The sequence below is a fragment of the Myxococcus sp. MH1 genome, assembly GCF_059738865.1.
The window spans coordinates 1447146-1466717 of sequence record NZ_AP026947.1; the positions used below are offsets into that span (position 1 = coordinate 1447146).

General features: G+C 71.2%; 14 protein-coding genes. 7 read left to right on the forward strand and 7 right to left on the reverse strand.

Annotated elements, in window-relative coordinates:
- Positions 1-53 precede the first annotated feature (53 nt).
- Positions 54-1700 (reverse strand): hypothetical protein, encoded by a 1647-nt coding sequence (locus AC6JA9_RS05935; protein ID WP_223783615.1) that lies wholly within the window; start codon positions 1698-1700, stop codon positions 54-56.
- Between the two features lie 121 nt (positions 1701-1821).
- Complete coding sequence (locus AC6JA9_RS05940) at positions 1822-3171, reverse strand: methyltransferase domain-containing protein (RefSeq protein ID WP_497959238.1); 1350 nt, start codon at positions 3169-3171, stop codon at positions 1822-1824.
- A 217-nt stretch (positions 3172-3388) separates the two neighbouring features.
- Between AC6JA9_RS05940 and AC6JA9_RS05945 the strand changes: the two genes are divergently transcribed.
- The 5 genes from AC6JA9_RS05945 to AC6JA9_RS05965 are packed head-to-tail and all read left to right on the forward strand — an operon-like array spanning position 3389 to position 10560.
- Entirely contained in the window at positions 3389-5581 is a 2193-nt protein-coding gene (locus AC6JA9_RS05945; RefSeq protein WP_497959239.1) for a GumC family protein, read from the forward strand.
- The gene (locus AC6JA9_RS05950) at positions 5578-6837 is read left to right on the forward strand and encodes a glycosyltransferase (RefSeq protein WP_223783477.1); all 1260 of its coding nucleotides are present in this window, start codon (positions 5578-5580) and stop codon (positions 6835-6837) included. Before AC6JA9_RS05945 ends, AC6JA9_RS05950 begins: the two co-directional genes overlap by 4 nt.
- Positions 6838-6846: 9 nt before the next feature.
- On the forward strand, positions 6847-7971 hold the full coding sequence (locus tag AC6JA9_RS05955; protein WP_497959240.1) for a glycosyltransferase: 1125 nt from the start codon (positions 6847-6849) through the stop codon (positions 7969-7971).
- Positions 7968-9449: an O-antigen ligase family protein gene (locus tag AC6JA9_RS05960; RefSeq protein WP_223746116.1), complete on the forward strand. Its 1482-nt coding sequence runs from the start codon at positions 7968-7970 to the stop codon at positions 9447-9449. The genes AC6JA9_RS05955 and AC6JA9_RS05960 overlap by 4 nt, the downstream gene beginning before the upstream one ends.
- On the forward strand, positions 9418-10560 hold the full coding sequence (locus AC6JA9_RS05965; protein WP_497959241.1) for a glycosyltransferase family 4 protein: 1143 nt from the start codon (positions 9418-9420) through the stop codon (positions 10558-10560). Before AC6JA9_RS05960 ends, AC6JA9_RS05965 begins: the two co-directional genes overlap by 32 nt.
- Before the next feature lie 5 nt (positions 10561-10565).
- Here the strand turns inward: AC6JA9_RS05965 and AC6JA9_RS05970 are convergent, their stop codons facing one another.
- Both AC6JA9_RS05970 and AC6JA9_RS05975 read right to left on the reverse strand, forming a co-directional pair.
- Positions 10566-11714 carry a glycosyltransferase family 4 protein gene (locus AC6JA9_RS05970; RefSeq protein WP_223783474.1) on the reverse strand — a complete coding sequence of 383 codons (1149 nt, stop codon included), beginning with the start codon at positions 11712-11714 and terminating at the stop codon, positions 10566-10568.
- 46 nt (positions 11715-11760) lie between these two features.
- On the reverse strand, positions 11761-13005 hold the full coding sequence (locus tag AC6JA9_RS05975; RefSeq protein WP_497959242.1) for a glycosyltransferase family 4 protein: 1245 nt from the start codon (positions 13003-13005) through the stop codon (positions 11761-11763).
- Between the two features lie 287 nt (positions 13006-13292).
- On the opposite strand from AC6JA9_RS05975, the gene AC6JA9_RS05980 reads away from it, so the two are divergent.
- Positions 13293-14843, forward strand: a complete 1551-nt coding sequence (locus tag AC6JA9_RS05980) for a serine/threonine-protein kinase (protein WP_223746120.1) — start codon at positions 13293-13295, stop codon at positions 14841-14843.
- A 14-nt stretch (positions 14844-14857) separates the two neighbouring features.
- Here AC6JA9_RS05980 and AC6JA9_RS05985 read toward each other — a convergent pair whose 3' ends face one another.
- Genes AC6JA9_RS05985 through AC6JA9_RS05995 form a run of 3 tightly spaced genes read right to left on the reverse strand, consistent with a single transcriptional unit; the run spans position 14858 to position 17808 of the window.
- Positions 14858-15967 (reverse strand): glycosyltransferase family 4 protein, encoded by a 1110-nt coding sequence (locus AC6JA9_RS05985; RefSeq protein ID WP_497960634.1) that lies wholly within the window; start codon positions 15965-15967, stop codon positions 14858-14860.
- Between the two features lie 26 nt (positions 15968-15993).
- Complete coding sequence (locus AC6JA9_RS05990) at positions 15994-17136, reverse strand: glycosyltransferase (RefSeq protein WP_408888047.1); 1143 nt, start codon at positions 17134-17136, stop codon at positions 15994-15996.
- A gap of 3 nt (positions 17137-17139) precedes the next feature.
- On the reverse strand, positions 17140-17808 hold the full coding sequence (locus tag AC6JA9_RS05995) for a class I SAM-dependent methyltransferase (RefSeq protein WP_223746122.1): 669 nt from the start codon (positions 17806-17808) through the stop codon (positions 17140-17142).
- A gap of 234 nt (positions 17809-18042) precedes the next feature.
- Between AC6JA9_RS05995 and AC6JA9_RS06000 the strand changes: the two genes are divergently transcribed.
- Positions 18043-19560 (forward strand): oligosaccharide flippase family protein, encoded by a 1518-nt coding sequence (locus tag AC6JA9_RS06000; protein ID WP_497959244.1) that lies wholly within the window; start codon positions 18043-18045, stop codon positions 19558-19560.
- Positions 19561-19572 lie beyond the last annotated feature (12 nt).

Below are 19572 nucleotides of genomic sequence, written 5' to 3' on the forward strand. Positions count from 1 at the left end.
GAATGTGTTTGTGATTCATCGAATTCGCGATGAATCCGAAAATGTATGAAGTCTCAGCGACCCGGGAGGGGCCAGAAGGACACGCGACTTTGGGGAGGTGCGAGCCACACTGACTCCAGGAAGCGCGTGGCGTTCTGGTCCGCGGTGTCGTGCTCGGTGGAGGCGTGGTGCAGGGTGGCCAGCACGAGCAGCGTGGCCACCCCGGCGCCGCAGGCCCCCACGCCCGGCGCGCGCCGCCCCGGAGGCGTGGCCAGGGACAGGAAGACCCAGCACGTCACGGCGATGAGCACGGCGAGCAACACCCCGCCGGCCGCGGGCTGGGGGAGCCCCAGGAAGGAGAGCACCGAGGGCGGGAAGTAGCCGTCGGACAACAGCGGGAGCGTCAGCCCTCCCAGCACGTTGGAGACATCGTCTGGGATGTAATTGACGAAGGTGGCCAGCCCCGTGGTGAGGATGGCCGCCCCGCACAGCATGGCGGCGAGCCCCAGGGCCACCGGACGGGGCGCGGCGCGCAGTCGCGCAAGCCAGAGCCCCGCGGGCAGCAGCAGGAAGGGCACCAGCCCGGTCAGGTGACGAGGGCCCGTCGTCCATCCCCAGGAGTCGTAGGAGAACGACGACGTGAAGTAGAGGTAGCCGGCGACGAGCGCCGCCGTCATCCACGCGGTGGCGCGGGCCTCGGCGCTCGCGCCGCGCCGGAACGTCAGCCGCGACACGCCAGGGATGGCCAGGAGCAGGAAGGGCGCCAGGGTGAACAACCCCCGCAGCGGCGAGACGAGCGACAGGGTGAAGGCGCGCGGGTCCGGCGTGCGGATGCCCAGGAAGCCGCCCAGGTGCCACGGCTGATAGCCCGCGTCGTTGAGGTGCTTGTAGCCGCTCGTCAGCGGGTGGCCGAAGGCGGCCTGGTGATACAGCATCAGCGCCACCACGAAGGGCAGCGCCCCCAGCGTGGCGAGCCCCGCGGCGCGCCCCAGGCCCTTCCAGCGCTCGCGCGCGGGGGCCTCCTGGAGCAGGAAGGTGAGCACGCCGTACAGCACCAGCCCCAGCATGCCGAGCGCGCCGGTGTACTCCGCCGCCACGGTGGCGCCCGCGCACACGCCCGCGAGCACGTAGCCCCGCTCCCGCCAGTCGCCGCGAGCGCAGCGCCACAGCGCATAGAAGCCCGCGAAGAGGAGCACCGCCACCGTCTGGTGGCTCATGAACAGCAACGAATAGCTGAACGCCAGCGAGCCCAGGCCATACGTCACCGTGAGCGCGTCCGAGACGAGCGGTGACAGGTGCTCGCGCAGATACCGTCGCACCAGCCACAGCATCCACAGCGTGGGCAGCACCGTGAGGAACAGGCGCGAGAAGAAGACCAGTGGCACTTCCGGCACCGGGCCCGGGCGGGCCACCGCGCGCAGCGCCGCGTAGAGGGGCGTGGCGGCGAACGACAGCAGCGGGGCCTTGCTGGGGTAGTACTTCCCGTCCTTCACGGACAGGTCACCCACGTAGCCGCGCTCGCGCAGCACCTCGTTGATGACGAGCGTGCCGTGGTCCACCAGCGAGATGGTCTGCCACAGCCGGCACAGCTCGTTGGGCGAGCGCAGCTTCGGGTGGTAGGGGAACAGCAGGAGGTACAGCGCCGCGAGGCTGGCCCAGACCCAGCGCGGAGCACCCCGCGAGGCCGCGATGGGGGCGGGGGGCGTCGCGGTCGCTGACACCTCGGCGCCGGGGCTCGTCGCCGTCGCGCCAGAGACCGTCTCGTCGCGCTGCGCTCCCGCGGTGCCGGGGTCGGCCGGGCTCACGGCGCCGGGTCCTCCGGGCGCGGGCGGCACGGCCCGCTCACGCCTCGCCACCGGTGACGCGGGCCACGGCGAAGAGGCTCATGCCCACCGGCAGCTTCACGTGGGCCTCGGCGCGGGCGAACAGCGGGGCCAGCGTGTCGTAGAGCTTGAGCTGGAGCTTGGGCACCGAGCGGCGGCGGAACAGGCGGCTGTTGACGAACCAGCCGGGCATGCCCACCAGGTTCATCCACTCCAGCTTCTCCACCTCGAACCCGTTCTCCTCCAGCACCGCGCGCAGCGTGGCGGGCGTGTAGCGACGGTAGTGCCCCACCGCCTCGTCGATGCTGCCGAAGAGCTGCTCCAGCGCCGGCACCAGGATGAGCACGCGGCCCCCGGGCGCCAGGATCTGCCGGAAGCGGCGCACCGCCGAGCCGTCATCCGGGATGTGCTCGAGCACGTTGGACAGCACGATGGTGTCCAGCTGCTCCTTCTTCAGTGACTCCCAATCCGCCAGCGCCACGTCCGACAGATACGGGCGCACGTGCGGACGGCCGCGGAAGAGGTTCTTGAGCCGGTCCACGTAGAAGCGGTCCACCTCCAGCGCGATGAGCAGCTCCGCGCCGGACTCCAGCTCGCGGGTAATCGTGCCGATGCCCGCGCCGATCTCCAGCACGCGGCGGCCCAGGTGCTCACGGAAGCGGCGGCCCAGCCACTGGTTGTAGTGCGTGGCCCCGTCCATGCGCTCCAGCGTGGTGTAGCCCTCGTGCTGGTTGTCCGCGTCGTCGCGCACGGTGGCGTAGCGCATCAGGGTGCGCAGCTGGGACAGGCGCGCGGCGCGCGGACGGCGCGGCACCGCCTGCAGCGGAGGCAGGGAGACCTCGGTGAGCCGGTACAGCTGCGCGGCCAGCTTCACCACCAGCTCCGCGTCCACCGCGTCGTCGTCGCTGGTGAGGGTGACGGAGCGCAGCGCCTCCGTGCGGAACGCGCGCACGCCGCTGAGCGGGTCCGTCACCGCCACGTCGGTGACGAAGCGGGTGACCTGTCCCATCGCGCGCTCGGCCCACAGCTCGGGCGACAGCCCCGTCGCGGCGCGGTGGCCGAACACGGCGTCCGCGGTGTCGTCGCGCAGGGGCCCCATCAGGGCCTCGTAGGCGTCCGCGGCGTAGGCGGCGTCCGGGTCCTGGAGCACCGTCACCGGGCTCGTCACGTGCGCGAGCGCCGCCCGGATGGCCGCGCCCTTGCCTCCCTGCACGTCCAGCACCCGCAGGCTGGGGCTCGACGCCACGTCGGGCCGTCCGGCGCCGGCGAGGACAACCTCGGCGCGGCCCGACAGCTCCCGGGCGAAGCGGGCGGCGGCATCCGCGGTGGAGGGGTCGAAGGGGATGATGACCGAATGCTGGAAGCTCACGTCGGGCTCACTAGCACAGGCGCCCCGGATGCGCGCGGCCCCGCCTCGAAGAAGGGTGGGATGGGGGGCTTCCAGGCGGCGGCGGAACGATGGACAACCCGGGGCGGACGCGGCACGCTCGACGGTGATTTCCATGGGTGTGGGTGAAGGTCGGGGCCGGCGGGTGCCGGGTGCCGCCGCACCGCGCGGCGCCCCAGGGCTCCAGGAGAGACGAGACGTGGATGGAACGGTGTTCGACCCGGCCGGTGGCACCGGCGGCCCGACGTCCGCGGGGTTGATGCTCCGCGCGCGGGCGCTGTGGCGGCGCAAGTGGGTCGTGCTCGGCGTGGCGGTGGTGGTGGCGGCGCTGTCGGCCGTCTACACGCTGCGCCAGCCCAAGGTCTTCTCCGCCAGCACCTCCCTCATCATCGACGTGACGGCGCCGCGCTTCCTCGACGGCGAGGTCAAGGAGGTGATGGGCGAGGAGCGCAGCAACTACTGGTTCAACAAGGAGTACTACGCCACCCAGAGCGAGATCATCACCTCGCGCGCGGTGGCCAGCCGCGTGGTGGACAAGCTGGGCCTGTCCACGGACGCCAGCTACCTGGGCGTCGCGCACATCTCGGATGAGAAGACGCGCGTGCAGGCGATGCAGGGCGCGGACGCGGTGGGGCTGCTCCAGTCGCGCATCCGGGTGTTGCCCGCCAAGGACTCGCGGGTGATGAACATCGCGGTGGATGACCTGGACGCGGCGCGCGCGGCGCTGCTCGCCAACGAGGTCGCCAACGCGTACATGGCGGAGAACCTGGCGCTCAAGCTGCGCATGACGGACGACGCGCGCAGCTGGCTGGAGAGCCGGCTGGAGGACCTGGAGAACACGTCCAAGGCGAGCGAGCTGGCCGTCTACGACTTCAAGAAGGACGCGGACATGCTGTCCACGTCGCTCGAGTCGCGGATGAGCATCGTCAGCGACCGCATCAACAGCTACAACCTGAACCTCACCCAGGTGAGCACGCGCATCGCCGCGCTGCAGGCGCGCGTGGAGGCCATCCAGAAGCTGCGCAAGGCGTCCCCCGACGACGAGACGTGGGCGGAGGCGCTGCCGGGCGCGAAGGACGGGCCCATCCAGGACTTGCGCAAGAGCTACACCGACGCGCGCGTCGCGTGCGCGGAGCTGGCCGAGCGCTACCTGCCCGAGCACCCCAAGCTCCTGGAGTGCCAGGGCAAGCTCGCGGTGATTCAAGCCGACTTCCTCAAGAGCCTGCGCAACGTGGTGCGCCTGGCGGAGACGGAGCTGTCGGAGGCGGAGGCGCAGCGCAAGAACCTGGTGAAGCTGCTCGACGAGGCCAAGGCCGAGGCCTTCCAGGTGAACAAGAAGTCCATCGAGTACGACCGGCTCAAGCGCGAGTCGGACAACAACCAGCGCCTGTACGAGCTGGTGCTCAAGCGGCTCAAGGACATCGAGCTGTCGGGCCTGCTTCGCACCAGCAACGTGCGCGTGCTGGACCCGGCGCGTCCGCAGTTCGCGCCGGTCAAGCCCCACGTGAAGCGCAACCTGATGGTGGGCGTGGTGCTCGGCCTCTTGACGGGGCTGGGCGTGGCGCTGCTCTTGGACCTCCTGGCGAACACGGTGGCCTCGCAGGAGGACGTGGAGGGGCGGCTGGGGCTGGCCTTCCTGGGCGTGATGCCGCGCATCGAGGGCAACCGTCCGCCCAAGGACCGCGACCTCTTCGTGCACCGCGAGCCCAAGTCGTCGGTGGCCGAATGCTGTCGGGCCATCCGCACCAACCTGCTCTTCATGTCGCCGGACACGCCCTTCAAGACGCTGGTCGTCACGTCCAGCGGGCCGCAGGAGGGCAAGTCCACCACGACCATCAGCCTGGGCGTGGCCATGGCCCAGAGCGGCAACCGGGTGCTGCTGCTGGACACGGACATGCGCAGGCCCCGGCTGCACCGGGCCTTCGGCGTGCCGAACGACCTGGGCATCTCCTCGCTGGTGGTGGGCGAGGGGACGCTGGAGGCCGCGGTGAAGAGCACCGAGGTCCCCGGGCTCTTCCTGCTCCCGTGTGGCCCCTTGCCGCCGAACCCGGCGGAGCTGCTGCACACGCGCGCGTTCGCGGACCTGCTCAAGCTGGTGGCGGGGAAGTTCGACCGCGTCCTGTTGGACAGCCCGCCGCTCAACGCGGTGGCGGACGCGGCGGTGCTGGCCACGCAGTGTGACGGCGTGGTGCTGGTGCTCAAGGCGGGCAAGACGAACCGGGACTCGGCGCAGCGCGCGCTGCGCTCGCTGGCGGACGTGCAGGCGCGCATGTACGGCGCCGTCCTCAACGACGTGGACCTCAAGGCCCCGGGCTATGGCGGCACGTACATCGCCTACCAGGGCTACGGGCAGTACGCCGAGGACCCCAAGGACCGGGTGGCGCAGTCGTGAGCGGCACGCTGACGGGAGCGGGCCTCCGGGTGTTGCACCTGGGCAAGTTCTATCCGCCGGCGTCCGGCGGCATCGAGAGCCATGTCCAGACGCTGGCGCGCGCGCAGGCGGCGCAGGGTGCGCGGGTGGAGGTGCTGTGCGCCAACCACTCGCGCGACTCGGGGAACACCAGCCACGAGTTCCACGGGAAGAGCCCCACGCTCGAGGAGTGGGACGGGCTGGTGCGGGTGGTGAGGCTGGGGCGGCGCGCGTCGGTGGCGCGCATGGACGTGCTGCCGGAGCTGCCCGGGACGCTGCGGCGGATGCTCGCCCAGGGCGTGGATGTGGTGCACCTGCACGCGCCGAACCCGACGATGCTGCTGGCGCTGGACATGATGCCCCGGCTGCCGGCCGTGTTCGTCACGCACCACAGCGACGTCATCCGGCAGAAGGTCGCGGGCGCGCTGTTCCGGCCGCTGGAGCTCCTGCTCTACACGCGCGCGCTGCGAATCTTCTCGGACAGCGAGGCGTACATCGAGGGCTCCTCGCTGCTGAAGCTGTTCCGGAGCAAGGTGCGGGCGTTGCCGCTCGGCATCGACGTGGAGCCGTACCTGCGGCCGTCCGCGGAGGTGCTCGCCGCCGAGGCGCGCTGGCGTCAGGACTTCGCGGGGACGCCGCTGTGGCTGATGGTGGGGCGGCTCGTCTACTACAAGGGACTGTTCACCGCGCTGGAGGCCCTGGCGAAGGCGCCGGGGCGGCTGGTGGTGGTGGGCGTGGGGCCGCTGGAGGCGGAGGGCCGCGCCCGGGCGAAGGCGCTCGGCGTGGAGTCCCGCGTGACGTGGGCGGGCTATCTGCCGCCGGCCTCGCTGATGGGGGCCTATCGCGCCGCCACCGCGCTCTGGTTCCCGAGCAACGCGCGCAGCGAGGCCTATGGCCTGTCGCAGGCGGAGGCGATGGCCAGCGGCCTGCCGGTGTTGAACACGGCGATTCCGCACTCGGGCGTCGCGTGGGTGAGCCGCCACGAGGAGACGGGCCTGACGGTGCCGGTGGGGGACGCGGACGCGCTGGCGCGTGCGGCGAGGCGGCTCGTGGAGGAGCCGGGGCTGGCGGAGCGGCTGGGCCGTGGGGCCAGGGAGCGCGCGGAGGCGGAGCTGCGGCACGACGTGATGGCGACGCGCAGCCTGAAGCTCTACGCGGAGGCGCTCGGTCGTCCCGTGCCGGAGATGACGGAGGCCCCGAGCGAGGTCCCCGCGCTCACGGGTACGGGGAGGGCCTGAGACGCCCGCATGCGCGCGCTGCACGTCTACAGCGGCAACCTCTACGGAGGCATCGAGTCCTTCCTCGTCGCGCTGGCGCGGGCGTCCTCGCGCCACGCGGAGGGCACGGCGCATGAGTATGCGCTGTGCTTCGAGGGGCGGCTGTCGACGGAGCTGCGCGAGGCGGGCGCCGCGGTCCACCTCTTGGGGAGCGTGCGGGTGGCGCGGCCCTGGACGGTGTGGCGCGCACGGCGGGCGCTGGGCGCGTTGCTGAGGACCGGCGGGTACGCGGTGGTCGTCTGCCACGCGGCGTGGCCGCAGGCGGTGTTCGGTCCCGTGGCGCGCGCGGCCGGTGTGCCGTTGGTCTTCTACCAGCACGATGCCTTGACGGGTGCGCACTGGGTGGAGCGCTGGGCCGGTGTCACCTCGCCGGACCTGGTGCTCGCCAACAGCGCGTACTCCGCCCGTTCACTTGGCAGCGTGTATCCCCGGGCTCCGCATCGGGTGCGCCATCCCCTGGTGCAGGCACCAGCGCGGGTTCCGGAGCCCTCGGAGCGCGCGGCGCTGCGAGCCGAACTCGGCGCCAGTGACGATGACGTGGTCATCCTCCAGGCCTGCCGGATGGAGGCGTGGAAGGGACACCGGCTGCTGCTCGAGGCCCTGGGCCGCATGCGCGAGGCGCGGGGCTGGCGACTGTGGGTGGCGGGGGGCGCTCAGCGCGAGGAGGAGTCGCGCTACCTGGAGGGATTGGTCGCGCAGACGCGAGCGCTCGGCTTGGATGGACGGGTGCGCTTCCTGGGGCAGCGTGCGGACGTGCCCCGGTTGATGCGCGCGGCGGACGTGCACTGCCAGCCCAACACGTCGCCGGAGCCCTTCGGTCTGGCCTTCGTGGAGGCGCTCCAGGCGGGGCTGCCCGTGGTGACGACGGCGCAGGGCGGGCCGCTGGAAATCGTGGACGAGACGTGTGGTCGGCTCGTCGCGCCCGAGGCCGGCGCGCTGTCCTCCGCGCTCCTGCGACTGGTGGTGGACGCGGAGGCGCGGCGCAAGCTGGGCGCGGGTGGGCCCGCTCGCGCGGCGGCGCTCTGTGCGCCGGAGGTCTTCTTGCGCGGCCTGGACGAGGACCTGCGCGTGGCCGTGTCGGGAGTCGGGGCGTGAGCGCGCCACGTCCGTCCTCCCGGCCTCAGCTCCAGGGGCCTGGTGTGCTCGGGCGCAGGTACGTGCGCCGCGCGCCGGGCGCGCCCCTGGAGGTGGCGACGCCACGGCAAGCACAGGCGCCAACGAAGGAGGCCCCGCCCGCGGCGCCTCGCACGGGCTTCTTGTCCTCGAGCCGGCTGGTGCCGCTGTTCATCGGCGTGCTCGTCGCGTGTCAGCTCGCGCTGCTGGTGGAGGCCATCGCGCCGCTGCGGGTGCTGGTGCGCATCCTGGCGTTCGGGTTGAGCCTGGCGCTGCTGGTGCTCGTCCCCGGACGCGGGGCGAGACATCCGGCGGTGCCCTTCGTGGTGGGCTCGCTGGCCATCACCACGCTCAACTTCTTCCACCCGGGCACCGTCAGCCCGATGGCCGGCGTGGTGCAACTGGGCATCCAGTTGTCCATCATCGCGCCGCTGTTCTGGGTGACGCGGCTGTCCATCGACTCGCGCGTCTTCCGGCTCACCCTCACGCTGTTGTTCCTCTTCAACACGGCCAGCGCCTCGGTGGGGGTGCTCCAGGTCTACTTCCCGGGCCGCTTCCAGCCGGCGATGTCGGCCGCGGTGCAGGCGCAGGGCGATTCCTACCTGCGCAGCCTGGAGTTCGAGACCGCCAGCGGCGCGCGCGTCTTCCGCCCCATGGGCCTGACGGACATGCCGGGCGGCGCGGCGACGGGAGGCTTCTACGCGGTGCTGCTCGGCAGCGGCTTCCTCTTGTCCTCGCGCAAGGGCCTGTCGCGCGCGCTGAGCGTCGTGGGCATCCTGGTGGGGCTGCTCTGCCTCTACCTGTGCCAGGTGCGCGCGATTGCGCTGACGCTGGGCGTCTGTCTGGCGGCGATGGCGGGCATGCTCGTGCTCACCGGCCGCGTGGCGCGGCTGGCGAAGCTGATGGCGGTGGTGGGAATGGCGAGCGTGTTCGCCTTCGGCTGGGCCGTGGCCGTGGGCGGCGACGCGGTGCAGAAGCGCTGGGACAGCCTGTTCGAGGCGAAGCCGGAGGAGGTCTATCACAGCAACCGGGGCCGCTTCCTCGAGGGCACCTTCGAGTACTTCCTCCCGGAGTATCCGCTGGGCGCGGGCCTGGGGCGCTACGGCATGGCCAACGCGTACTTCGGGGACAACTCCGACCCGGCGCAGCCGCCCCTGTGGGCCGAAATCCAGTGGACGGCGTGGGTCTACGACGGCGGCATCGTGGTGGTGGTGCTCTACCCCCTGGCGCTCCTGGCGACGATGGCGTGGGTGCTCCAGATGGCCCGGCGGCGCCAGGACTCCGGCGACGAGTTCTGGCTGTGGGGAAGCGTCATCTTCGCCTACAACCTGGGCGCGCTGGCCCTGACCTTCAGCTATCCGTTCTTCATGAGCCAGGTGGGCATGGAGTTCTGGTTGCTCAACGCGGCGCTCTTCGGCGCCTGGACGCATGCGAAGACCCTACACGCTCATCGCCGGTGATTTCGTCGCCACGGGTGGAATGGACCGCGCCAACCTGGCGCTCGCGCACTGGCTGGCGAAGCAGGGCGGTCCCGTGCGGCTGGTGGCCCACCGCGTGGCGGACGAGCTGCTCGGCTTCCCCAACGTGCGCTTCGTGAAGGTGCCCAAGCCCGCGAACTCCTATCTGCTCGGCGAGCCGCTGCTGGCCGCGATGGGCAAGGCGTGGGCGCTGCGCACGCGCGCCGAGGGCGGTCGGGTGCTGGCCAACGGCGGCAACTGCGTCGTGCCTGGCGCCAACTGGGTGCACTACGTGCATGGGGCCTATGTCTCGGAGCACGTCGGCGGCGTGCTGCGTCAGGTGAAGGGCCGGGTGGGGCACGCGCGCTTCGTGAGCGAGGAGCGCAAGGCGCTGTGGCGCTCGAACGTCATCCTGGCCAACTCGAAGCGGACACGCGCGGACCTGGTGGCGGCCACGGGGGTTCCCGAGGCGCGGGTGCACGTCGTCTATTACGGCAACGACTCGGAGCGCTTCCATCCGGTGTCGCCCGAGGCCCGACGCGCGGCGCGCGCGGAGCTGGGCTGGCCGGAGGCGCGGCGCGTGGCGCTCTTCGTGGGCGCGCTGGGAGACCGTCGCAAGGGCTTCGACTCCCTGTTCCACGCGTGGGCGCGGCTGCACGCGCACGGTGACTGGGGCGTGGACCTGAAGGTGGTGGGCGTGGGCGCGCAGCGCGAGGCCTGGGAGCAGGAGGCGCGCACGCGAGGGCTGGAGCGGCGCATCGAGTTCCTCGGCTTCCGACGGGATGTGCCCGCGCTGCTGTCCGCGGCGGACCTGCTGGTGTCCCCGACGCGGTACGAGGCCTACGGGCTGGGCGTCCACGAGGCGCTGTGCTCGGGACTGCCCGCGCTGGTGAGCCGCTCGGCGGGCGTGGCCGAGCGCTATCCGGCGGAGCTCGACGGCCTGCTCCTGGATGACCCTGATGACGTGGACGGGCTGGTGCGCGCGCTGGAGTCATGGCGCGAGCACGAGGCGGCGTGGGCGCCCCACGTGGCGGCCTTCTCGGAGCGGCTGCGCGCGTGGACGTGGGATGACATGGCCGCCGGCATCGTCCAGGTGATGGAGCGCGAGGGCTGAACGCCTCAGCGTCGCTCGAGCAGCGCCTCGAAGAAGTCCAGGTGCGCGCGAGCGACGACGGGCCAGGAGAAGCGCCGCACGGCCCACTCGCGGCCGCGTGAGGACAGCTCGCGTCGGAGCTCGGGGCTCTCCAGCACGTCCGAGAGCGCGCGAGCCCACGCGGAGTCATCCGCCTCCGGCAGCAGCCGTCCCGCGTCGCCCACGGTGTGGGGGATTTCGCCGGAGGTGCTCGCGAGCACGGGCACGCCGCACGCGAAGGCCTCCGCGAGCATGCGGCCGAACTGCTCCTTCCACCGAGGCATGGTCTGGCTCGGGCCGCAGAGCACATCCATGGCGTTGAGCACGCGCGGCACGCCCTCGTGGGGCACGCCGGTGAGGACGCGCACGCGGTCCTCGTGACGCGCGGCCCAGGCGCGCAGCTCCGCCTCCATGGGGCCGCCTCCGGCGAACAGCGCGCGCCAGGGTGTGCGGAGCTGCTCCAGCACGCGCATCAGCAGCGACACGCCCTTCTCGGGGACGAAGCGCCCCAGGTAGCCGATGACGGGAGGACCGTCCGCGCTCCACCCGAGTTCGCGTCGCACGGCCTCGCCCGAGGCGCGGTCCGGTCGGAACAGCTCCGTGTCCACGCCCATGGGGATGATGCAGGAGCGGCGCGCGGCATAGCCCGGTCGGCCGAGCAGGTTGTCTTTCACCGTCTGGCCGCCCGCGACCCACCCGGTGCTGCGCCCGACGACGAAGCGCTCCGTCTGTGCGAAGGGCGGCGGGTAGCGCTTGGAGAGGTTCTGGAAGGTGCTGAAGACGAGGGGCACGCGGCGCGGGGTGAGCAGGGCCACCTCGAGCCCCGCGAGGACGAAGGGCTCCTCCCAGGCATGGACCAGGTCCACGCCGCGCCGCAGGTGCTCGCGCAGCTCGGGGCCGTAGACGAATGCGTGGGGTGAGCGGCTGAGGAAGGCTCGCACTCCCTCCACCTTCGCGGGCTCGTCGGAGTCCGGCTGGAGGTGGATGGGGCGCAGGTCACCGTGGAAGAAGCGAGGCGCGACGGCGGTGACGTCCCAAGCGCCGCCTCCGACGCGGGCCATCTCGTTGGCGAGGCGCCGGTTGAGGGTGACGACGTATGAGTGCGAGACGGTGACGAGTCTGCGAGGCCGCTGCACGGAAGCTCCAGTGAGCGGCGGACGAAACCAGAGCCCCCCAGGGTGGTCAACCCGCGCGAGAGGCGGGCTGTCCGCCCAGCAGCGAGCGGTACACGGCGAGAATCTCGCGGGCGTAGCGCTGGCGGGAGAAGCGCTCCACGGCGGTGCTCCGGGCCGCGGCGCCCAACCGGGCACGCAGGGACGCATCGGTCAGCAGCCGACGCAGCGCCTCCGCCAGGGCAGGGGCATCGTTTGGTGTCAGCGTGAGCGCGTCCACGCCATCGGTGAGGGCCTCGGCGGCGCCGCTCGCGCGCGAGACGATGGAGGGACGCGCGCAGGCCAGGGCCTCCGCGATGGTGAGACCGAAGGGCTCGCGTCGCGTGCTGGCGTGCACGAAGACGTCCAGCGCGCGGTAGACGGGCGCGGAGTCGGGCTGGAAGGGCACCAGCCCAACGCGTCCGGTGAGGTTGCGCCGCGCGATGAGGCGACGCAGCTCGTCCTCAGAGAACTGCGAGCCCGCCGTCTGGTACAGCGGCGAGCCGACGACATAGAAGCGCACGGGCAGCGACGGCTCCACGCGCGTCAGCGCCTCGGCGGCCTCCAGGAAGAGGTCCTGGCCCTTCCAGCGTGCATAGGTGGCGACGAGTCCCACGCGCGACGTCCCCACCGGGGCGGGAGGCAGGCCCGCGAGCGCGTCCAGGTCGGCGGTGTCTCCCGTGTCCGGCGCGAAGCGGCTCACGTCCACGCCGTTGTAGACGACCTGCACGGGCACCTTGGGGAGCACCTCACGGGTGTCGTCTCCCACGGCTCGCGAGTTGGCGATGGCCGCCGAGGCCAGCGGTGCGAGGGCGCCCATCGCACGTCGCACCAGGGGACGCTCACCGAGGAAGTCGTGGACGTGCCAGACGCGCCGGAGCGGCAGGCCCGCGGTGACGGCACTCAGCAGGTGGGACTTGATGCCGTTGGAGTGGATGAGGTCCGGGCGCAGGCGAGAGACCTCGCGTCGCAGCACGTGTCCGTGGCTCGCGAGCAGGGCGGGCACCGGGAGCAGCTTGCTCGCGAAGCGCAGCGTATCTCCCAGGTTCTGTCCGCGCAGCGCGCTGTCCCCCAGGCTCGACAGGCGCGAGGGCAGTGGCAGGCAGCGCGCGTCCACGCCCAGCCGACGGGCCTGCTCCAGCAGCGGCCCCTCTGTCCCCGAGAACAGGTGGAGCGACAGCCCCGCGTCCAGCTCGCGCAGGCAGGACATCAAATCGAGCAACGCGCGCTCCGCGCCGCCGACAATACCTACAGGATTGAGGAAGAGGACGCGCACGCCTGATGGACCGAAGCAGAGCCCTTCGAGGGCGTCAATGAGGGTTCATGAAGTCGTGCGGGACCGCACCCCTGGGTCACAGTCCGTCAAGGACTCATGGGGATGCCGCGATGTCTTGGAAATGAAATCAAGCCAGAGAAGTGAATCCAGAAAAGTGTTTTCCGAGCCGTTGGGAGACCCGCGGGTGAGATGGCTTCCGGCCTGCTTGCCGGGCCATGATGCGAGCGACGATGAGTCCTGCGCGTAAATGTCCTCGCTGTGGTGCGAACCACAGGCCGGGAGTGACGGTGTGCCCGCGCGAGGTTTTTCGTGCGGGTGTCGCCGCTGGCGCGGGGGCGTACCGCTCCGAGTCGCGTGACGACACGGATGAGGCCACGTTCAAGCGAGGCCGGCAGACGCGCACGGAGGTCGTGCGGCCGCTGGTGGCGAAGGCTCCCGCGGGCGACATGACGTGGGAGGACTCCGTCACGCGCGACGTGCTCGTGGGCACGAAGGTGGGCGACTACCTCATCAAGCGCCGCATCGGCCACGGCGGCATGGGCATCGTCTACGAGGGCGAGCACGCCGTCATCGGTCGCCGGGTGGCCGTGAAGGTGATCCGCCCGGACTACGTCGAGGGGGGGCGCGCGAGGGATTTGGCCACGGAGGCGCGCTCGGCGGCGGCCGTCCGTCATCGCGGCATCATCGACATCTTCGGCTTCGGCTCCATCCCCGACGTGGGCCAGTACCTGGTGATGGAGTACCTGGACGGTGCGCCGTTGGATGAGGTGCTCCTGCAGCGCGCGCCGATGCTGGAGGTGGAGGTCATCCGCATTCTCGATGCGCTGTTGAGCGCGCTGGGCGCGGCGCACGGCGTGGGCGTCATCCACCGCGACCTCAAGCCCGGCAACGTGTTCCTGGTGCGTGAGGGGGATGGCTCGGAGTCGGTGAAGGTGCTCGACTTCGGCATCGCGAAGCGCAGCGAGGCGCCGTACGGGAGCACGCCGCAGACGCACGCCAACGCGTTGGTGGGGACGCCGGAGTACATCGCGCCGGAGCAGGCCTGTGGTCAGCAGGTGAGTCCGCAGACGGACCTGTACGCGGTGGGGGTGATGGCCTTCGAGATGCTCACGAAGCGGCTGCCCTTCGAGGGGGAGTCGGCGATGGGCATCGTGCTGCAGCATGTCCGCACGCCGCCTCCGCCCGTGTCGCGTTATCGGGAGGTGAATGCCTCGCTGGCGGCGCTGGTGGCGCGGCTCTTGGAGAAGGCTCCCTCGGCGCGGCCCACGTCGGCGGAGGCGGTGCGTCGGGAACTGAAGGGCATCCTCGCGAGCTTCTCGGAAGGGGCCACGCGGCTCTCCATGGCGCCGTTGCAGGCGCCTCCCAAGGCGAAGGTGCGGCGGGCGAGGATGCCTGAGCGCCGCGCCCCGGCTGCGGATTCGGACCAGCGGACGAATGTGGAAGCGCCCACGATGTTGCTGGAGCAGACGGCGTTGGACCACCGCACGGTGCGTCCTCGGCGTTCGCGCAAGTGGTGGATGGGCGGAGCGCTTGCGCTGGTGCTGGTGGTCGGAGGCTGGGCGTTCCTGTCACAGGCGCGAGCGGCCTCCATGCGTCGCCAGTCGACTCCGGCGCTGGTGAGCGAGGTGCCAGGGACGGGCACCGTGGTGCTCAGGGTGAGCGGGCCTCCGCTGAGGGAGGTGCTCGTGAACGGGAAGAGTCACGGGGAGCGCTACGTGCTCGAGCTGCCCGAGGGCATCCATCGGCTGGAGGTGCGGGGCCGGGATGCCGCGACGACGTACAGCGGCTCGCTGGAGATTCACGCGGGCGCGTTCATCGAGCACCACGTCACGCTGTGAGCCGTGTGTCGGTTTCAGCGCAAGAGGTGCTGATACGCGTCCAGGATGGTTCGACCGTGAGCCTTCCACGTGAAGCGCGCCGCGCGAGCGAGGCGGGCGTCTAGTGGAGGCGGGGACAGCTTCCCCGAGAGAAGCGCGTCAACGGTCATCGTCCACGCAGCGAGGTCGCCGACAGGGCAGTAGAGACACGTGTCCGCGCCCACTTCGCGCAGCACGGGCAAGTCACTCGCCACCACTGGGACGCCGCAGGCGAGGGCCTCAATGAGGGGCAGGCCGAAGCCCTCGGCCTCGCTCGTGATGAGCACGGCCTGGGCGTGTCGGTACAGTCCCGCGAGCGTGGCGCGAGGCTGGAAGGGGGGCTGCACGAGCGCATCGCCGAGCCCCAGACGAGCGACCTGCTCTCGCTGCGCCGCATTCAGCGCGCCACCTTGCTGAACGAGCCGCAGGTCTGGATGCCGTGCACGCAGCGCGGCGAACAATTCGAAGAGGACATCCAGTCGCTTGCGCGGAATCGCGCTCCCGACGTGCAACAGGTACGGACGGCCCTCGAGGGACGCGAGCACCTGTTCGCTCTGGTCGCCGGGAACGGGCTCGGGCCTGTACTCCGGCGAGGTTCCGAGAGGCGCCCAGACCAGGCGCGCGGGGTCGACGAGTCCGTGGGCGAGGAGCTCATCACGAACGGCCTGGGAGTTGTGGAAGACGATGGCGGCGCGCTCGAGACCACGGAGCTGTGCCCGTGCCAGGAGTCGGAACCACGCGGGCCGCTGCTCACGGTGTGGCTCCACGACGGAGCGAAACGCATCCAGGTCGTGACAGTAGACCCCCGTGCGCGAAGCCGGGAGCGCGTGGACGAGCTGGGCATAGCTGTGGTCCACGACATGGAAGGCGTCGAACCAGGGCCGCGAGAGCAGCGCCCGAGCCGGGTAGAGACCGAAGCGGGTCAGCAGCCGGTCCACATTGAACGCGGCATTCCGCGCGCCCACTCCAGGCACCCGTCGCGCCACGGAGGGGATGGGGGGACGAAGCGCATGCGCGGAGACTTCGGAAGGGTGTGCAGCGAGCTCCTCCAGGAGCGCCTCGCCCACCAGGTCCATGCTGTGCCAGCCCTCCTCACGAGGGTCCATCAGCACCGCGAGCTCGAGTGACGTCTTCACGAGCGACTCCCGATATCCGAGAGGAGCGTCTCCACGGTGTGCTCCAGCGCGAAGCGCTCCCGATACAGCCGAGCCGCGCGCTCACCGAGCGCCACGGGTTCCTCCGGCCGAGCGAGGAGCCGTTCGGCGACTTCAATCATCGCACCGGGGCTCGTGTCACCCGCAAGGGCGACGGCGTGCGACTCACGCCAGAGCGGCTCCGTCAGGAGTCCCGTCTGCGTGACGAGCGCGCGGCCCAGCGCAAGTCCCGCCATGGCGGACGTGCGTCGGGTGCTGACCCCATCCGGGTAGGGCTGGATCAACGCGTCCATCGCGGACAGATGGGCCGCAAGCTCCAAAGGCGCGAGGTCCTCGCGCGCGACGATTCGCGCGGTGAGCCCGGGATGTTGCTCGCCCAGCTCCCGCGCGACGTGACGACTGCCTCGGCCCAACAGCAGGAACCGCCGCCGCTCGTCCGCGCGCAGCAGCGACACGAGCACCGTCTCGAGCGGCCCGCGAATCGCGGCTCCATAGGTTCCGAAGTGGCCCAGCCAGAGGCCCGCGTCCAACTCCTCGCGCACCGCGCGCACGAGGTCCTCGGGCACCTCCGTGGGCAGCGTGCTGGGAACCGGTCTCCATTCCGCGCGTCCGCGAAGCGCGGAGGGCAGATGGTCCGCCCAGGTGGGAATGGAGACGAACATGCGCCGAGCGTCCCGGGCCACCAGTCGCGCCATCACACGGGTGACGCCCGCGAGCACCTGGTGCCGCACGGGCGAAGCCAGACTCCACGGGTAGACAATCTCGTGGAAGAACACCCAGCGCTCGTCCTGCACCCGTGAGGAGAACCAGGCGCAGAATGGCACGTTCATCGCCTTCATCCCGAAGGCATGCGGCACATACTGGAGCAGCAACCGCCGAGGTCCGGGACACCGGTCCAGCTCACGCGTCAGCCGGACCAGGCCCGGTGGAGTGAAGGTCCCGGGGATGCGGTGGACCGTGACGCCCTGCTCGTCGAGCGTGCCCGTGTCACCGGGAGCCCAGACGTGGACCCGCTGACCTCGGAGCGCGAGCCCCCGGGCGACGAGGGCCGTGTAGTCACTGACGCCGCCGGGCTGGGGCGGATACTCACCCGTGAGCAGATGCCACGTGGGGGCCTCCACGGCTCAGGAGGCCTCCATGTCGCGGACGGCGAAGAGCTGGAAGGCGAGCTGCGGAACACGCGTCGCCAGCGGCTCGGTGAGGATGGACAGGCGGCTGCCCAGGCGCGCGGGCCGGATGCGCGGCAGCGCGAAGTCTCCGCGCAGCGGCTTCAGGCCGCTCATGCCGGTGACACGGTAGCCGCGCAGCTCGAAGTCATAGACCTCCCAACCCGAGCGGTGCACCTGGTGCACGTTGTTGTCCCACTCGTCCTGCGGCAGGAAGCCGTTGGGCGTGAAGATGACGACGCGCTTGCGTGCGAGCGACTCCATCATCTCCAGCAGCCGATAGCCCTCGGGCTTGTCGAAGTGCTCGATGACGTCGAGCGCGATGACCGCGTCGAAGCTCTTGGGCGCGAAGTGCTGCCCCACCTGGAGCAGGTCCAACTGGTGGTATTCCTGATGGATGCCCGCGGCGCGGCTGCGCTCGATGCTCGCGGTGTAGCCATCGACGCCCACGGTGCGCGAGAACTCGTGGGAGATGTGCTTCAAGGGAGAGCCCGAGCCACAGCCGATGTCGAGCACGCTGTCGCAGGTGCCCACGAGCGTCTCTCTCAGCGTGCGGTGGAACACCTCGTGCTCGGCGACGAGGACCTCGCGCTTGAGGAACTGGAAGAGGGATGGGCTCGGTGACATGGCGGGCGGACCGTAGCCTCGCGCCTTCCTGGGTGGCAACCACGAGTGCGGCACCCTGGCGGCCGAGCGGGCCCTGGTCCTCTGGTGACCCACGCGGCACACGCGCGTGTCGCTTGTGAGGGGAGAGGTGCCTCGCTAGCATCGAGCCCTCATTCGAGCCTCGAGCGCGGGTGGGTGCCGTCCACGCAGGCCGGCCTTCTCACCGCGGCCCGGAAGCAGTCAGCCCCCATTGCGATGAATGCGACCGCGGCACCCCAGGTGGACACCGGCGAGGTCAAGGCCCGTGCCCTGAAGGGCATGGTCGTCCTCGTGCTGCGCACCGTGGCCTCGCAAGGGCTGCGGGTCATCAGCGCGCTGGCGCTCTCCCGGCTGCTGTTCCCCTCGGACTACGGCCTGTTCGGCATCGTCGCCTACGCCAGCTCGCTGGGTGTGTTCCTGGGCGACCTGGGCCTGAGCGCCGCGCTGGTGCGTCAGTCGCACGAGCCCACCCAGGACGAGACCTTCACCATCTTCTGGAGCCACCAGGCCCTCACCGCCGTCATCGTGGCCGCGGTGTGCGCGATGGCGCCCGTGCTCACCGAGGGCTACGCGCTGGGCGCGGAAGCCGTGCCCATGGTGTGGGCCATGGCGCTGGGGTTGTTCCTGTCCTCGCTGCGCGTGATTCCGTTGATGGCGTTGGAGCGGAAGCTCGCGTTCCCGACCATCGCGCGAGCGGAGCTGGTGGAGAACGTGGCGCAGGTGGCCGCCACCCTGGCCCTGGCGGCGGCGGGGATGGGGGCCTGGGCCTTGGTGGTGGGCTCGCTCGTCCGAGGCGCGGTGGGGCTGGTCTGCATCGCGTGGGCGTCCCCGTGGCGTCCGAGCGGGACTTTCCAGCGGGACGTGTTGAAGCGGCTGTTGGGATACGGGCTGGCGTTCCAACTGCCTCCGCTGGTGGCGGCGCTGGTCGCGGGCTGGGTGCCCTTGGTGGTGGGGCAGGTGCTGGGCAAGGACGTGGTGGGGTTGGTGAACTGGGCCTGGGCGCTCGCCTCCACGCCGATGATGCTGAGCGTGGTCCTCAACCGTGTGGCCTTCCCCGCGTACTGCCGGATGCAGGACGACCCGAGCGGGTTCGCGGAGTATCTCAAGACGTCGCTCCGGCGGCTGTCCGCGGCGCTGCTCCTGACGTTGCCGGTGGCGGTGCTGGGGATGCCGGTGCTGGTGCCGCTGTTCTTCGGCCAGCGCTGGATTGCCGCGGTGCCGCTGGTGCAGTGGTTCACGCTGGAGTGCCTGCTCATCACGCTCACGGGGCTGTTGGCCACGGCGCAGAACGCGGGCGGGCGGCCCTGGGAGCGCTTCGCGGTGGTGGTGGGCGTGGGCGTGGCGAAGTGGAGTCTCGGCACCTGGGCCATCCATCGCTGGGGGCTGGAGGGAATCGGACCGGTGGGCCTGGTGGTGTCGATGCTGGAGGTCGGGGTGACGGCGTGGCGCGTGTCGCACCTGAACCCGGGGCTGCGAGGGTTGATGTGGCAGGTCGTGGAGCCGCTGGTCTCGGTGGGCTTCCTGCTGGCGGTGTCGGCGCTGGTGGCCTGGAGGTGGGGCCCCGAGGGGGATTGGGCGCGGTGGGGCGTGGGCGGGGTGTTGTTCCTGTTGCTCGTCCTCGCGCGGGAGTTGCTGCCGGGGCTGCGCTCCATGGTGGGCGAGGTGCGAGACATCATCGAGTTCGTCCGGGCGCGACGCGCGGCCCGGTCCGCGCCGGCGAGCCCGGCGTCATGAAGGACGTGAGGC

Coding starts and splice junctions, on each gene's coding strand:
- AC6JA9_RS05955 (WP_497959240.1), top strand. CDS start 6,847: ATGCGCGCGCTGCACGTCTACAGCGGCAACCTCTACGGAGGCATCGAG.
- AC6JA9_RS05965 (WP_497959241.1), top strand. CDS start 9,418: ATGCGAAGACCCTACACGCTCATCGCCGGTGATTTCGTCGCCACGGGT.
- AC6JA9_RS05985 (WP_497960634.1), bottom strand. CDS start 15,967: ATGGACCCTCGTGAGGAGGGCTGGCACAGCATGGACCTGGTGGGCGAG.
- AC6JA9_RS05995 (WP_223746122.1), bottom strand. CDS start 17,808: ATGTCACCGAGCCCATCCCTCTTCCAGTTCCTCAAGCGCGAGGTCCTC.
- AC6JA9_RS06000 (WP_497959244.1), top strand. CDS start 18,043: ATGAATGCGACCGCGGCACCCCAGGTGGACACCGGCGAGGTCAAGGCC.